General features: G+C 47.6%; 13 protein-coding genes. 8 read left to right on the top strand and 5 right to left on the bottom strand.

Annotation, left to right across the window (positions count from 1 at the left end; translation table 11 throughout):
- Nucleotides 1-9: 9 nt before the first annotated feature.
- A complete protein-coding gene (locus AC1DXC_RS01585; RefSeq protein ID WP_477457369.1) occupies nucleotides 10-759 on the top strand; it encodes an SDR family oxidoreductase in 750 nt (249 codons plus the stop codon).
- A 117-nt stretch (nucleotides 760-876) separates the two neighbouring features.
- Here the strand turns inward: AC1DXC_RS01585 and AC1DXC_RS01580 are convergent, their stop codons facing one another.
- From AC1DXC_RS01580 to AC1DXC_RS01570, 3 genes are all read right to left on the bottom strand, one after another.
- Entirely contained in the window at nucleotides 877-3,024 is a 2,148-nt protein-coding gene (locus tag AC1DXC_RS01580; RefSeq protein WP_477457368.1) for a S9 family peptidase, read from the bottom strand.
- 177 nt (nucleotides 3,025-3,201) lie between these two features.
- On the bottom strand, nucleotides 3,202-3,831 hold the full coding sequence (locus AC1DXC_RS01575) for a nitroreductase family protein (RefSeq protein ID WP_477457367.1): 630 nt from the start codon (nucleotides 3,829-3,831) through the stop codon (nucleotides 3,202-3,204).
- A 269-nt stretch (nucleotides 3,832-4,100) separates the two neighbouring features.
- Nucleotides 4,101-6,362 (bottom strand): transglycosylase domain-containing protein, encoded by a 2,262-nt coding sequence (locus AC1DXC_RS01570; protein WP_477457366.1) that lies wholly within the window; start codon nucleotides 6,360-6,362, stop codon nucleotides 4,101-4,103.
- A 124-nt stretch (nucleotides 6,363-6,486) separates the two neighbouring features.
- On the opposite strand from AC1DXC_RS01570, the gene AC1DXC_RS01565 reads away from it, so the two are divergent.
- The 4 genes from AC1DXC_RS01565 (at nucleotide 6,487) to AC1DXC_RS01550 (ending at nucleotide 9,968) form a co-directional block, all read left to right on the top strand.
- Nucleotides 6,487-7,566: an Mrp/NBP35 family ATP-binding protein gene (locus AC1DXC_RS01565; protein ID WP_477457365.1), complete on the top strand. Its 1,080-nt coding sequence runs from the start codon at nucleotides 6,487-6,489 to the stop codon at nucleotides 7,564-7,566.
- 316 nt (nucleotides 7,567-7,882) lie between these two features.
- A complete protein-coding gene (locus tag AC1DXC_RS01560) occupies nucleotides 7,883-8,161 on the top strand; it encodes a NifU family protein (protein ID WP_133234163.1) in 279 nt (92 codons plus the stop codon).
- 64 nt (nucleotides 8,162-8,225) lie between these two features.
- Entirely contained in the window at nucleotides 8,226-8,846 is a 621-nt protein-coding gene (locus tag AC1DXC_RS01555; protein WP_477457364.1) for a hypothetical protein, read from the top strand.
- A gap of 234 nt (nucleotides 8,847-9,080) precedes the next feature.
- On the top strand, nucleotides 9,081-9,968 hold the full coding sequence (locus AC1DXC_RS01550; RefSeq protein WP_477457363.1) for a dienelactone hydrolase family protein: 888 nt from the start codon (nucleotides 9,081-9,083) through the stop codon (nucleotides 9,966-9,968).
- A gap of 101 nt (nucleotides 9,969-10,069) precedes the next feature.
- Here AC1DXC_RS01550 and AC1DXC_RS01545 read toward each other — a convergent pair whose 3' ends face one another.
- On the bottom strand, nucleotides 10,070-10,309 hold the full coding sequence (locus AC1DXC_RS01545) for a hypothetical protein (protein WP_477457362.1): 240 nt from the start codon (nucleotides 10,307-10,309) through the stop codon (nucleotides 10,070-10,072).
- Between the two features lie 333 nt (nucleotides 10,310-10,642).
- The gene (locus tag AC1DXC_RS01540; RefSeq protein ID WP_477457361.1) at nucleotides 10,643-11,230 is read right to left on the bottom strand and encodes a porin family protein; all 588 of its coding nucleotides are present in this window, start codon (nucleotides 11,228-11,230) and stop codon (nucleotides 10,643-10,645) included.
- A 190-nt stretch (nucleotides 11,231-11,420) separates the two neighbouring features.
- On the opposite strand from AC1DXC_RS01540, the gene AC1DXC_RS01535 reads away from it, so the two are divergent.
- From AC1DXC_RS01535 to AC1DXC_RS01525, 3 genes are all read left to right on the top strand, one after another.
- Complete coding sequence (locus tag AC1DXC_RS01535) at nucleotides 11,421-11,636, top strand: hypothetical protein (RefSeq protein ID WP_477457360.1); 216 nt, start codon at nucleotides 11,421-11,423, stop codon at nucleotides 11,634-11,636.
- Nucleotides 11,637-11,701: 65 nt separating this feature from the next.
- Complete coding sequence (locus AC1DXC_RS01530) at nucleotides 11,702-13,444, top strand: S41 family peptidase (RefSeq protein ID WP_477457359.1); 1,743 nt, start codon at nucleotides 11,702-11,704, stop codon at nucleotides 13,442-13,444.
- A gap of 127 nt (nucleotides 13,445-13,571) precedes the next feature.
- The gene (locus AC1DXC_RS01525; protein ID WP_477457358.1) at nucleotides 13,572-14,450 is read left to right on the top strand and encodes a hypothetical protein; all 879 of its coding nucleotides are present in this window, start codon (nucleotides 13,572-13,574) and stop codon (nucleotides 14,448-14,450) included.
- Nucleotides 14,451-14,546 lie beyond the last annotated feature (96 nt).

Raw genomic sequence — 14,546 nt, 5'->3', positions numbered from 1 at the left:
AATAACATCATGAAACTGATCAATAAAACAGTACTGGTAACCGGCGGAGGCTCGGGTATCGGCTTGGAAATCGCAAAACAATTAAGCGAAACGGGGAATAAAGTAATCATCACCGGCCGCAGCGAAGCAAGGCTTAAAGAAGCCGCCGAAAAACTGAATCGCGTAGACACTTTCGCCTTCGATATTACCAGTGCCGAAGATACCGCCGGCTTGGTTGCCTACCTCGCTGCTAACTACCCCACCCTTGATGTGGTCGTAAACAACGCAGGGCAAGCCTTTTACTACAACCTGGCTACAGAGGCAGATAGCTACGAAAAAGCAAGTGCCGAAATACTGACCAACTATACCGCCATATTGCGCCTTACCGATAAACTGCTGCCTACCTTATCGGCACAGCCCGAGGCGGCAATTGTAAACGTCAGCTCCATTCTGGGCCTTGCACCGCATTACGTAATCCCAACCTATTCGGCAAGCAAGGCGGCTTTGCATGCCTATACCCAATCGTTAAGGTATGCGTTACAAAAGGCCGGTAGCACCGTAAAAGTATTCGAACTGATGCCCCCGCTGGTAAATACCGATTTCTCCAAGGAAATAGGCGGCGAAAACGGCATACCGGCATCACAAGTTGCGGCTGAACTGCTTGAAAGCCTGGAAAACGATATTTTTGAGATACACGTAGGCGGAACCGCCGATTTTTACAAGGGTTTCTTCTCTAATTCTGCTGCAGCGTTTGAAACATTGAACGCTCGCGGCGAATAATCTTGCGGTTTGGGAGGGAATTAGCGGAAGTAGTACTGGCTTAGCACCGATAATTAATGCAAAAGGGCGGACAGCCAAACGCCGTCCGCCCTTTCTAAATAGGGAACTCGTAGTCTCCTACTTGGCTGCCAACTCCGCCGGTAACGGCTTCATCAGTAAATATTGATAGATAAACCGGTTCGTTTCCATGGTTTGATGCGCGGCCTTCAGCGGGTCGCGGAAACCGTGGCGTTGGCCGGGGTAGAGCATAAATTCAAAATGCTTGCCTTCGTCCTGCAGTTTGCTTATCAGTTGGATGCTGTTTTGGGCGTGCACGTTATCATCCATTGTACCGTGTACTATGCGTAAAACGCCTTTCAGTTTATTGGTATAAGTTAAAACCGAGCTGCGTTTGTAGCCTTCGGGATTGTTTTTGGGTGTGCCCATGTAACGCTCGGTGTAATGGCTATCGTAAAGGCTCCAGTCCATTACGCCGAAGTTGGCAATGCCGTGGGTAAAGTAATCTGCACCGTAGGTTAATGCATAAGCGGTAATATAGCCGCCGTAGCTGCCGCCGGTGATGCACATTTTGGTTGGATCTACATAGCTAAGGGTGCGCAAGTATTTCACCATCTCTATATAATCGGCCATTTCCCATTTGCCCAGGTCTTTATACATATAATTCTGGCCAACCTTGCCAAAATGACCCGATGCGCGGTGGTCCATAGCCACTTGTATCATGCCTTCTTTGGCCCACCATTGCGCCATGCCGCTAAAGCGCCAGGTGTCCATAACGGTGCCTGCGTTTGGCCCGCCGTAGATGCTGATCATCACAGGATATTTTTTATTAGGGTCGTAGTTCAATGGCAGCATAATGGTCATCGGCAAATCGAAGCCATCGGCCGTTTTCACGCGTATAAGTTTGGTCGTAGCCAAATCGTAGTCGCCATATTCAGGCCCTTTGCTATCGCCTATCTCTTTTATCAGTTTGCCTTTGGCATCATAAACTGCCGTTTTTGCCGGAGTTGCCACGTTGGAGTAAGTATCTGTAAAATAAGTCCCCTGTGGCGACATGGATACCGAGTGGTTAAACTCTCCGGCGGTTAGGCGGGTAAAGCCCTTGCCGTTGAAGCCTGTTTTATACAGATCTACCCGCGCGCTGTTCTCCTTACGGGCTGTAAAATAAACCTGCTTGTTTTTTTCATCAATGTACTGGATACCGGTAACCGTGTAATCGCCGGTGGTTATCTGCTGTTTCAGCTTACCATCCATACCGTACCAGTAAATATGCATCCAGCCGCTCTTATCGCTCATCACGATGAAGCCCTGGTTGTTCTTCAAAAAGTTGACATCCTTAAACCAGCTTATCCAGGTTTTCTGCTTCTCGTCGTAAATTTCTTTTTTGGCGCCGGTTGCCGGGGTAACGGCATATAATTTCAGGTCGTTCTGGTCGCGGTTCATCCACTGCATCCAAAGCTCGGTGCCATCGGGCGACCAGATAGGCGTGCCCAGGTACGTATCGTCGTTCTCGTTGAAATCGGCCCAGGTAATTTTGTTGGCGGGGACATTGTAAAAGGCCAGCTTCACTTTAGGGTTCGGGTCGCCCGGCTCTGGGTAGCGAGTCAGTTCTGTAAAGCCATGCTGCCCTTCGGAATTGTATAGCGGGAACATGGGTACCTGCGTATCGTCGAAGTGCATCCAGGCCAAAGTCTTGCTGTCGGGCGACCACCAGAAAGCCTTGTAGCGCGAAGAGCGACCTAATATTTCCTCATAATACACCCAGGAGGCATAACCGTTGTAGATAACATCGGTACCATCGTTCGTGATCCTTTCCGATTTGCCGCTGGCCACATCAAGGATGTACAGGTTGCCGCCGAAGGTATAAGCTACCTTGCTGTTATCAGGAGAAAGGCTTGGGTTTTGTTCCTCGTCGCTCGTTTTAGTGAGGCGGCTTTCGGTGCCGTCTACCTGTTTCAGGTAAATATCTTTATCGTGCACGCTCACCGTCATGTTGGTAACGGGCGGCGTATAAGGCGTTTCGGTACCGGTAAGTACATCAACCGAAACGCTGCTGCCACCATTGCCACCACGACCACGGGCTGCGCCTTTTATGTAATGGCTATCATCGGCCCAGCCGGTGATGTTAGGCAGTGCGGTGATAATTTTATTAGGCTCGTTCTTGAGCATTTGCCCGGTAGTAAGCTGCTTTTTTTGCGCTTGCGCGGATAATGCCGATACGGCCAGCGCAACCAACAGCGCCCGGCGGAGATGGAGAGATACAGTCATAAGATCAGTAAAAAGTTTAACCGCTAATTTTGTAAAATTCAGGCAGATTACGGCCTGTGTAAGCGTAATTTTACAAGCGGGCCATTGGCTTACAGCACAATAAAAAAGGCACGGAGGTATTCCCTCCGCGCCTCATCACGCAACACTCAAGGGAGAAACCTCCCTTATCCTCAGTCTTTATATGTGTATGAACAACTCGCTTTTCGGCCTGCGCACTTTTACCAATTTGCTGAAGGGGTCGTCTTCCGCGCGGAAGCCTACTGCGGCTATTACGGTTGCAGTCAAGCCTTTTGCCTTCAGGCCCAGTATCTCATCGAATTTTGCAGGGTCGAAACCTTCCATAGCGCCGGCATCAATACCTTCTGCTGCGGCTGCTGCAACCAATACGCCTAAAGCGATGTATGCTTGTTTTTGTGCCCAAAGCAGGCGTTGCTCGGGCGTGCGGTTAGCTATCGCGCCAAGCACCATGCCCTCTAAGCCGGCAAGGCTCTCGCGGGGTATGTTGCGTGTTGCAGCTACGAGGTCTATGAAGCTTTTGCCGTAGGCTTCATCAATACCGGTTTCGGCGGCGAATACGATGATTTGTGAAGCATCGGTAAGCTGTGGCTGGCCGTAGGCGGCTTCGCGCAGGTTAGCACGCACTTCGGGGTTTTCTACTACCAGTACTTTATAATGCTGCAAGCCGATAGATGATGGGGCCAGCTGTATGGCTTCCAGCAGGTAGTCTAATTGTTCTGCCGAAAGTTTCTTTTTTGTATCGAATTTTTTGGTGGCGTAACGCCATTTTAATTTATCTGTTAATGACATGATGTTCTAAATGTTTTGTTGACACAAAATTGCGTGTTTAAACATTTATATTCGTCATGCATAAGTAAATACTACTTAAATAGTAGATAATGTATTTTGGGTGGCTATAAACCAGCCATCATGTTGAATTTATTTCAACACCCCATCATAAAGTCGTCATCATGCTAAGGTACTTTGAGTGCCGCCGACCTGTCTTATGGGGGTCCTGAAACAAGTTCAGGATGACGTTTGGGTTGCTTCGCTATAGCAAAAAACTGATGCCTTCATGATTACGGCAGGTGGCTTCGCATTTCCTTTTCCTTGTCCTTCATCTCCTGTTTCAGCCGCTTTTTCTCTTCCTTCACCTCTTTATTGGTGCGACCGGTGGTATCTACGTTGTTCATCCGGTTTTTATAATCGGCTTTCATCTGCTCAATTTCCAGTTTGATGCGGGCCTTGATCATGTCGTTGGTCTCTTTTATCCGTTCCTCCACCTTGGCGGCCTGCGTAGTATCCTTTTTACCGAACAGGCGCTGGATAAAAGTAGGTCGCTTTTCTTCCAATTCCGGTGCGGGTATGCCTACGCCAACATCCGTGTTTTCGTCGGCCTGTTTTATCAGGCTATCCACTACAGCGGTATCAGTCGGCATTTCGCGGCGCAGGCTTTCTTTCAGGCGCACACTGTAGAAGCCGTAGGCATTAGTATCTCGCTCCGTAAGCCCTTTGCCGGCCATCAGTCGGCCTATGAGGTTAAAATAGCCATGCAGGCCCGGCCTTAAAGAGCCATCGGGCTGGAAAGCGTAAAGCCCGGCTTTAGGGTTGGGAACGATGCTGGCCAAAAAGATACTCTCACCCAGCGTAAGTTCTGATGGTGCCTTGCCGAAATAATAATGTGAAGCCTCGCCAATGCCATAGATGTTACGGCCCCACTCAATAATATTGAAGTACACCTCCAGCATGCGGTTCTTGCTCATCAACCGGGTGTTTTCTATTATCCAAACAATCAGTATCTCCTCTATTTTGCGCGAAAGTGTCTTGCTCCGCACCAGGAAAGCGTTTTTGATCAGCTGCATGGATATGGTGCTGCCGCCGCGGGTGAATTTCTTGGTCTTGAAATCGGTAGCTAAGGATTTGCGGATCGACTCGTCTACGAACCCCCTGTTTCGGTAAAAGGATGGGTCCTCCGCCGTCATTACCGCGTTGCGCACATCGGGCGATATTTCCTCCAATGGCGTAAACTCCGGGTTTTCGGGCCCGATGGTATGCGGTGCCATCGGCTTGCCATATTCGTACGGCGTGTAAACGAATGTTTTGTTAAGCTTGTTGAAATCGGTTTTGCCAAACTTTACGATTTTGAAGTTGTCGTTGTCCAGCCGCGAATCGAACAGTAAATCATCGATATGCTGCGAGTTCATGAAGAAATTGAGGCTATAATTCAATCGGCCGGCTACCTGCATGCCTTCCATAGACTCGAACAAGCCGGTAGGGAACGAATCGAACAGGTCCTGCGCGTTGAGCCAGCCGGTGTTTATCTTCATCTCGTATATCTTAACCGGGTTCAGCGTGTATTTGAGGAAAGGCCTCGCGGTTATCTTTTTGAGGTGGATAACCGATGAACTATCCAGCGAAAGGTAATTGGCACCCACGAAGATATTGGCATCGATAGAACCCGAAGGCACGATGATATCCTTAAGCGAAAGCCCGGCGTGGTTCACCAGCAGGTTACGCACTGCGCAGGACGTAAATATCTGGGTTTCGCCATCGTTACTCTCCACCCTGCTTAACTTGGTAGTAAGGGTATCGAAGTTGAGGCGCACGTGGAACTTTTTCTGCAACACGGGCAACTCAACCTTTTTGCCGTCGGCATACAGGCGCACGTCTATGTCCTTGTCAGAAGGGTGCATCTTGCCATCGAAATGCCAGGTAGAGGTGGCGATGCCGTCGTTCACTAAAATGGTGGACGCAAGCTTGCCATCGTTGATAAGGGCCGATTTAGCCAGCATAGTGATGCGCGTGCTATCATCTGTTGCCGAAACCAGGAAATTATTGAGCGACAGGTTATCGGGTATTTTGTACAGTACCTGGTTAATGAGATTGTCTGATAATTCGGCCAGGTTAAGTTTATGGCTGGTTTGCGTGCTGTCTTTCTTCTTCTTGAAAAGGAAATCGAAGTTTTTTACCCCTTTAATATTGGTGAAGTTGAGGTGCCCGTTTTGCAGTACCACATCGCCCAGTTTGATGTTGCCGAAAAGCATCGGGAGGATTTTTACGCTAACTTCGAATTTCTTAACGGATAGCAGGCTGTCGCGTTGATAGGGTACTACCGAAATATCCGTAAAAGCAACGGTTGCAAGGCCTGTGAAATGGGCCGAGCCTATTTTTACATCTAAATTATAATCTCTCTTGGCTTTTGATTTAGCTTTGCTGATAACCGACTGCAGGATTGCCTCGCGTTTAAAATAGGCAATGGTGCCGGCTATAAGCGCAATAACTACGATAACTGCAACAACGATGCCTGCTATACGGAGATATTTAGGATTGATTCGGCGCATTTGACAAAATTATTTTCAAAACTAAACTAAATATGATGCCTTGCAACGCTTTGTTGCGGCAAATTGTTTTTTCTTAACAACCCCGGCGCATGCCCTGTTTTCGTACTTTTGCGCCTTCAAGCATATGGAAATTACCCAACAACAAGTTTTACAAGCACTTAGCAATGTAGAGGAACCCGACCTTAAAAAGGACCTGGTTACCCTCAACATGATACAAGATATCGTTATCGATGGCCACAAGCTGAGCTTCTCGGTGATATTGACTACCCCGGCCTGCCCGCTCAAAGCACTGATAGAGAACGCCTGCCGCAACGCTATTAAGCATTTCATCAGCAAGGATATCGAAGTAAGTATTAATATGACCTCGCGGGTAACCTCGCAGCGCAATACCGGCGTACCGGGCGTAAAGAATATTATTGCGGTAGCATCGGGCAAAGGCGGCGTAGGCAAATCTACCGTATCGGTAAACCTGGCGCTGGCATTGGCCAAGACTGGTGCGAAAGTTGGCCTGATAGATGCCGATATATATGGCCCCTCTATCCCTATCATGTTCGGCCTGGAAGGTGCCAGGCCCATGGCCAGCAACGTGGACGGCAAAACCCGCATAGAACCAATAGAAAAATACGGCATCAAGCTGCTATCGATAGGCTTTTTCACCGACCCTAACCAGCCCGTGCCCTGGCGCGGGCCAATGGTATCTACAGCGGTAAAGCAATTATTTAACGATGCCGACTGGGGCGAACTGGATTACCTGGTAATAGATTTGCCACCGGGTACCGGTGATATACATATTACCGTTACCCAAAGCTTCCCGGTTACGGGTGCGGTTATTGTGACCACCCCGCAAAACGTGGCCCTGGCCGACGCGAAGAAAGGGATTGGCATGTTTATGATGCCGGCTATCAACGTGCCTATTTTGGGTGTAGTAGAAAATATGAGCTACTTTACCCCTGCCGAACTGCCGGATAACAAGTATTATATCTTCGGTAAAGGAGGCGGCCAAAAGCTGGCACAAACATTGGATGTGCCGTTTTTAGGCGAGATACCGTTGATAAAGGGCATAAGCGATAGCGGCGATGCGGGCAAACCCATCGTACTGGAAGACGACGGCGGCATGAGTATTGCCTTTATGGAAATGGCCCGCCGCGTGGCGCAGCAGGTTTCTATAGCGAATGCAGTTAAAGCCGGGGCTGTAGGGAATTAAGTCGAAAGCTTGTTCCTGTGTCTTTACAAAAAAGTGTTCCATCCTTAAAAACGCGAAAAATGGCTTTTTCTTAAGGGTTTATTAGCTAGTATGTTATGGCATTTATTTAAAGCGTGGGGATGTTCCAATTTGTTCCACCTGTTTTTCGTAAAGCATTATCAATCAGCCCGTAAGATATTTTTTGCAAAAAAATGGTGTTCCACTCTTCAAAGTGGAACAAGGATTAAAAAAATGCAGGGAGTGGGCATTGTTCACTTGAGGGCTGCTTACTTGTATATTGAAATATAATTAATAACTTTACGTATAAATCATCAAAATGAGTTTAATTGATCAGGTAGAGGCAGCGTTAGATACCATCCGCCCGTATTTGGAGGCCGATGGCGGTAACGTTTCTGTGGAAGAGATAACGCCTGAAAATGTTGTTAAATTGAAGCTGTTAGGCTCTTGCGGCTCGTGCCCTATGAGCATCATGACGCTTAAGGCTGGTATTGAGCAGGCCATTAAAAAAGCCGTACCCGAAATTACCGCCGTAGAGGCTGTAAACCTAACGGATATAGACGACCCGAATGCCGTTCTGCCCGAGAATTTGAGGTAGTGTTAAGAATTGTTAAATTGCTGTATATTACAGGCAAATAGCGTAGTTTTGCAGCCCTGATATAATGAAGAAGCTAGTTGGCATATTATTGATGTTTGTATCGCTTTCGGCATTTGCCCAAAAGGAAAAACCTTTGGTGCAATTTACCGGCGTTATACACAATGCCGATAGCGCCGGTGTGGTGGTGCCTTACGTAACCATTACCAACAACAGCTACCGTAACGCCACAACCGTGGCCAGCTATAATGGCTATTTCTCGTTTGTGGTGCATGAGCAGGATACCCTCACCTTTAGCGCGGTTGGCTATGCGCCGCTGCAGGTGGTTATCCCAACCAACCTGCCCAGTAAAAGCTATACTACGCAAATAAAAATAAAGCCGCAGATCACCAACCTGCCGGTTTTCCGCGTGTTCCCATGGGCAACTACCGATGAGTTCCGCCGCGATTTTGTTACCGCCAAACTGGCCGACGATGACCTGGAGATTGCCCGCAAAAACATCAGCCGTGCATCTTTGGCCGCGCTTACCACCACCCTGCCGCGCGATGGCCAGGAGATACAAGCCGCAAACGCCGGGCAAATGCATACCAACATCGTAAACTCCCACTCTATTACCAACCCGCTGCTTAACCCGCTTGCATGGGGCAGCCTTATCAAAACCATCACAGATGGGGATAAGAAGAACTAGCCGCTTTTAGAATCAAGAGTTAAGAATCAGGAATCAAGACAGCGACATTACATGAGCGCCCACTCGACATACGATTTGGCTCTGTGTCCCTCTGTGTTCCTCCCTTTGCGGCCTCTGTGTTAAAATAACCAATAAGCATCTCCCGCCTCGAAAAACATTTACAGTAACGACACTGTTACCAATTGGTTAGCAAGCCATTGCATCGAATAACTAAATTTGATAAAACCAATTGCCATGAGCCACATCAATAAAGAAGACGTTAAGCAGGAAGTGTTTGACCTGTATGACGATTATGCGCACAACCGACTGGATCGCCGCGCCTTCGTCCAAAAATTATCGCTTTATGCAGTGGGCGGCCTAACTGTGCCCGCGCTACTGAGCTTTCTGATGCCCGATTATAAGGGCAACATACAAATAAAGGCCGATGACCCTCGTTTAAAATCGGGCTACATCAACTATACTTCGCCGAAAGGTGGCGGCACTATAAAAGGGCTCTTATCCAAACCCATCGATGCCAAAAAGAAGCTGGGCGGCATCATTGTCGTGCACGAAAACCGCGGCCTTAATCCTTACATAGAAGATGTTGGCCGCCGCGCCGCGCTTGCCGGCTTCGTATCCCTGGCACCAGATGCGCTTACCCCGCTTGGCGGCTACCCCGGTAACGACGATGCCGGGCGCGAATTGCAAGGGAAACGCGATAAAGGCGAAATGGAGGAAGATTTTATAGCTGCATACGAATACCTCAAAACCCATCCCGACTGCAATGGCAAGGTGGGCGTAGTTGGCTTTTGCTATGGAGGGGGTATATGCAATATGATGGCGGTGCGTGTACCAGCCTTAGCTGCATCCGTGCCTTTTTACGGCTCACAGCCCACTGCGGCCGATGTGCCTAAAATAAACGCGCCGCTGATGCTGCACTATGCATCGCTGGATACCCGAATTACAGGCGGATGGCCGGCTTATGAGGCCGCCCTGAAAGAGAACAACAAAAAGTACCAGGCCTTTATATACGAAAACGTAAACCACGGCTTTCATAACGACACCACCCCGCGCTATGATAAAACTGCAGCCGAGCTTGCCTGGAAACGCACCATCGATTTCTTTATAGAGAAATTAACGTAGAAAACCCGTACGGGTAATCGCACAAAAAACCTCGGGTTGGGCCCGAGGTTTTTGCAATCAATAATTTAGGTATATGGCGGGTACTGAGAGAGTGCAAGTACTTAACGGAATGCTGCGCCCGGCAGGAATACCAGGCACGCCACAGCCAACAACACGCAGGCTATGCCCATAAACGCGATAACCCTAACTATCAGGTTCTCGTCATGCACAAAATGTGCGTTTATCTTCTGTAACTCGGTATCCATGGCCGACGAATTATGGGGGCTGTTGAGCAGCTTATCCAAATATTCGCCCGTGCAAACGGTAACCGGGGCCTCAATTTTTGATAAAGTGTTGTCCATATTGGATAGATGTGTAAAGTAAAAATACACAGCGTGTTGCCTAAAACAACAATATATTTTCAAATCGGGTAGTTATACGCGGTTCTTTACTGGCAGGTTTGTGCTTTTAAATAAAACCCGCGCGAAGCGTTTTGCTTTGTAAGCAAGATGGCGCCGAATGTCCCATTAACCTGCATTACGAACAAACTTGCCTTGCCGGTAAACTAAGCCTGGGAAATCGCTTTAAAAAATCATCGTCAATAATTTACCCGTTTCGTTAGTGATGATGGGTATATACCGCACAAAAAATCCCGGCTGCGCACCGGGATCCCTTCAAGCTTTTAAGTTATTTGCTTAAAACAATTTAAAACCTATGCTAAGCGCCCATAGGTTTTGGCGCTGGCCAAAATTCTCGTTGATTTTGGTGAGGCCGCCCTCGTAACGGAAATCGGCTGTGATATGCCCGATATCAACCCCGGCACCAGCCTGGAAACCCAGTGTACTCTTCTTATAGTCGCCAAAATCGGCATAGGCCGAGTTTACCGCGCTGGAGAAGTTATCGTTTTTATCCAGCACATAGCTGTAAACAGGTCCGGCCATAATCCTGAAGTTCAAATTATCGCCTCCAAAACCTTTACCTATCAATAAAGGTAGGCTAAGGGTGGTGAATTTTACCTTGCCTTCGGTAGTAACGGTGTTGTTGTTGGTTTGGAAAGCAAACTTGCCACCGCTGCTGCCTAAATAAAGCTCGGGCTGCAGGTAAAGGCTGGAGCCAAACCGGGCGAATATGCCCGCCTGGTACCCGGTTTTGGTAGATTCGCTTACGTTATCGGTGTTGATTTTGGAAAAATTTACGCCGCCCTTTATGCCCAGCGAAAATTGCGCTTTGGCACTAAAGGCCGCAGCGGTGATAATAGCAATGCTTAAAAATAACTTTTTCATTTGTCGGTTTGTTTTTAACGAGGGTATAACAGCCGACGGCTCTTGTTGTTTATGCAGATGCACGCCGGTTACCCCGTTTGGTTAATAAAACGGTTAGATGTGGGCTACAGGTAAAAGTTTAACTATAAGCCCGGTATTAAACGTGGGCTACAGCGTATTTTTTATATTTTTGCTGAAATAAAATTGTTTTATGGCAGAAATTACGATAAACAACAAAGATTGGTCGCGTATAAAAATAAAGGTGCAGCGCAAGTACAACCACCTTACCGATGAGCAATTGCAATACGCCGAAGGGCAGGAAGACAGCCTGATTACCCGTTTAATGCACCTGGTAAACCGCGATAGGGCTTATGTAGTATTCACCCTTAAAAAAGCTTTGGTGAATATTGATAATAACCGCCTTTAAAATGAGTTAATTACACAAAAAGCTGCATTGCTTTTTGTAGCTTTATATTTGATCACCGGCAGCAGATGAACGATAACCAACCGAAGAAGAGGAATTACAGGAAGCCTGCATTTTTTGCGGGCGTGTTGGCCGTTGCCGTTGTTGCATGGGGCTTTAACGACGACCTTTTTCAGATAACCAAGAACCTGGATGTTTTTGCGGCGGTTTATAAAGAAGTTAACATTAACTATGTAGACGAGATAAACTCCTCTAAATTGGTTAAAACCGGTGTGGATGCCATGCTTGATGGCCTGGATCCTTACACCGAATTCGTGCCGGAGTCTGAGATAGAAGAATATAAGCTGCACTATGTAAGCACGCAGTACGGCGGCATTGGTGCCAGCATTTTTGCCCGCGACGGCAAAGTTTACGTGGCCGATGTGTTTGCCGGCTTTCCCGCGCAAAAGGCAGATATACGCCCGGGCGACCAGATGATGAAGATAAACGACATCGACCTTACCGCCAAAAACAACGACCAGGTGAGCCTGCTGCTTAAAGGCAGCAAAGGTGCGGAAATACGCTTGCTGATGAAACGCGACGGCGAGCCCGCCGTCGTAAAAAACCTTCTCCGCGACGAGATAAAACAACCCAATGTAGTTTACTCGGGCATGGTTGGTGGCAATATGGGCTATATCAAGCTCAATAAATTCCTTGAGAATTCGGCACAGGAAGTTACCGACGCGCTTACCGCATTAAAAAAGAACAACCCTAACGGTGTCATACTCGATTTGCGCTCCAACGGCGGCGGCATATTGCAGGAGGCAGTCAAAATAGTAAACCTGTTCGTAGCCAAGGATGTAACCGTGGTATCGCAAAAAGGCAAGATAAAAGAAAAGAACTTTACCTATAATACGGTAGCTACCCCGCTGGAACCCAACCTGCCGCTGGTGGTATTGGTTAACAGCCGTTCGGCATCGGCATCAGAAATAGTAGCCGGGGCCTTGCAAGATCTGGATAGGGCCATCATCATCGGCCAGCGCAGCTATGGCAAGGGCCTGGTGCAGCAAACGTTTAGCCTCCCGTATAATAGCCTGGTTAAGATTACTATTGCCAAATATTTTGTGCCTTCGGGCCGCTGTGTGCAGGCGCTCGATTATACCCACCGAAAAGATGATGGAAGCGTACTTAAGGTGGCCGACTCATTGATGCACGAATTCAAAACCAAGAACGGCCGCTCGGTATTCGATGGCGGCGGCGTTTACCCGGATATTTTTGTGAAGCAGGATAGGTTTGCCAACATTACCCAAACGCTGGTAAACAAATTGCTGATTTTTGATTATGCTACCCAATACCGCAACGCGCACCCCCAAATTGGCAACCCACGCGCATTTAACTTGAGCGATGCCGAGTACCTCGATTTTACCAAATTCCTGGCGGGGAAAAACTACACGTATAATACAGCTTCGGAAAGGATTCTGGACCAGCTGAAGATAGAAGCAACGCGCGAAAAACAATTCCCCGAGATACAAACGGAATACGACGGCCTCAGGGCCAAAATGGTTGCCGCCAAAAAGAACGACCTGATGCTGCATAAAACAGAAATAAAACAGGTATTGGAGAACGAAATCGTATCGCGCTACCTCTACGAAAAAGGCCGTTACGAAGCCAATTTTAAATACGACAAAGAACTCGCTCAGGCCATCAAAACCATGCAGGATAAACTGCAGCTGGCATCTATCTTAAAAGGCGAAGGCAGCTTTAGGGTGATTGGTAAACCCGTACTGGCTATGGCCGCCAAACAAGACGATAAAGACGATAGCGACGATTAATATAATGAAGCTTAAGAAAACCGTATGATTTTGGCCCGCTCTTTTATGGCGGGCTTTTTTTTGCTCGTTTATTTTAAAAATAATTTATGAAAAAACGCCAGCTGCCGCATCATGGTAATAAACGAAGATGAAACACAAGTGCCTAATCCTGCTGCTTCCACTGATTTTATTATGTTCGGCATACCGCAGCCTGGCCAGTCCCCAGATGCCGGATTATATCATCTATAAGTCCGATACCATCGTCACATACAACCTCATTGTTGAACGCTATTTGCAAAGCCAGCTCCCGATAGATTCCGGGAGGCTATTTGGCTTGAGTTTCCGGGACGGAGCATCTGTTAACTGTTGGAGGGGTTACCAGGCAGTTTATAATATAGAAAACGACAGTCTTTTTTTGACTGATATGATACCATGCGGTACGCTTCGCCAGGGCGAGAAGTACAGGGCCTGGTCGGATGAGATGATGAAAAAGGTATTCGGGTATAAATTTGTAAACGGCAAGGTTTTTATCGATTGGTTTTCAGGAGACATCAGTTTTCCGATAAACCGCAACCCAGTAAGATGGGATGGTGTGTTTTATTGGATATTCGAGAAAGAACGAGTACTGAATGTCTTTGGCGGAAAGGTTCTGAAAACAGAAGATGTTACAAATTACGCTGATGTTCACGGCGGTATAGATAGAAAATACGGCGTAAAGCTTTCGGACATCTTATTTAAGAAAATAAAAAAGATAAAATGGAAGAAGGCCCCGGATTGCGATTGCTCCTATAAATACATCATCACGATAGGTCCGGCGGGCACAGTTTCTCAAGTGATGCTGTCGGATGAGGAAAAAATTGATCCCGATGAAGTAAAAGAAACAGAGACCTGCAAGGCGCTTATTTTCGATGCTATACGAAAACTGCAGTTTGACATCATCAAAGATAAAGGCAAGCCAATAGCAGAAAACGTTTATTTGGAGGTATGGATAGAAAGCAACGGCAAAACGGAGAACTGGACGCGTTAATACCCTATCGCCTCAATTAATTACAGGCGGCTCTTTCCGCGCTCCTGTAACATCCCTGTTATAACCCCATCGCGGCTATATGCTATTTAAACCATC

Source organism: Mucilaginibacter sp. P2_D11, assembly GCF_056404435.1.
The sequence above is the reverse complement of the archived record's forward strand: the minus strand, read 5'-3'. Positions and strand labels throughout refer to the sequence as shown.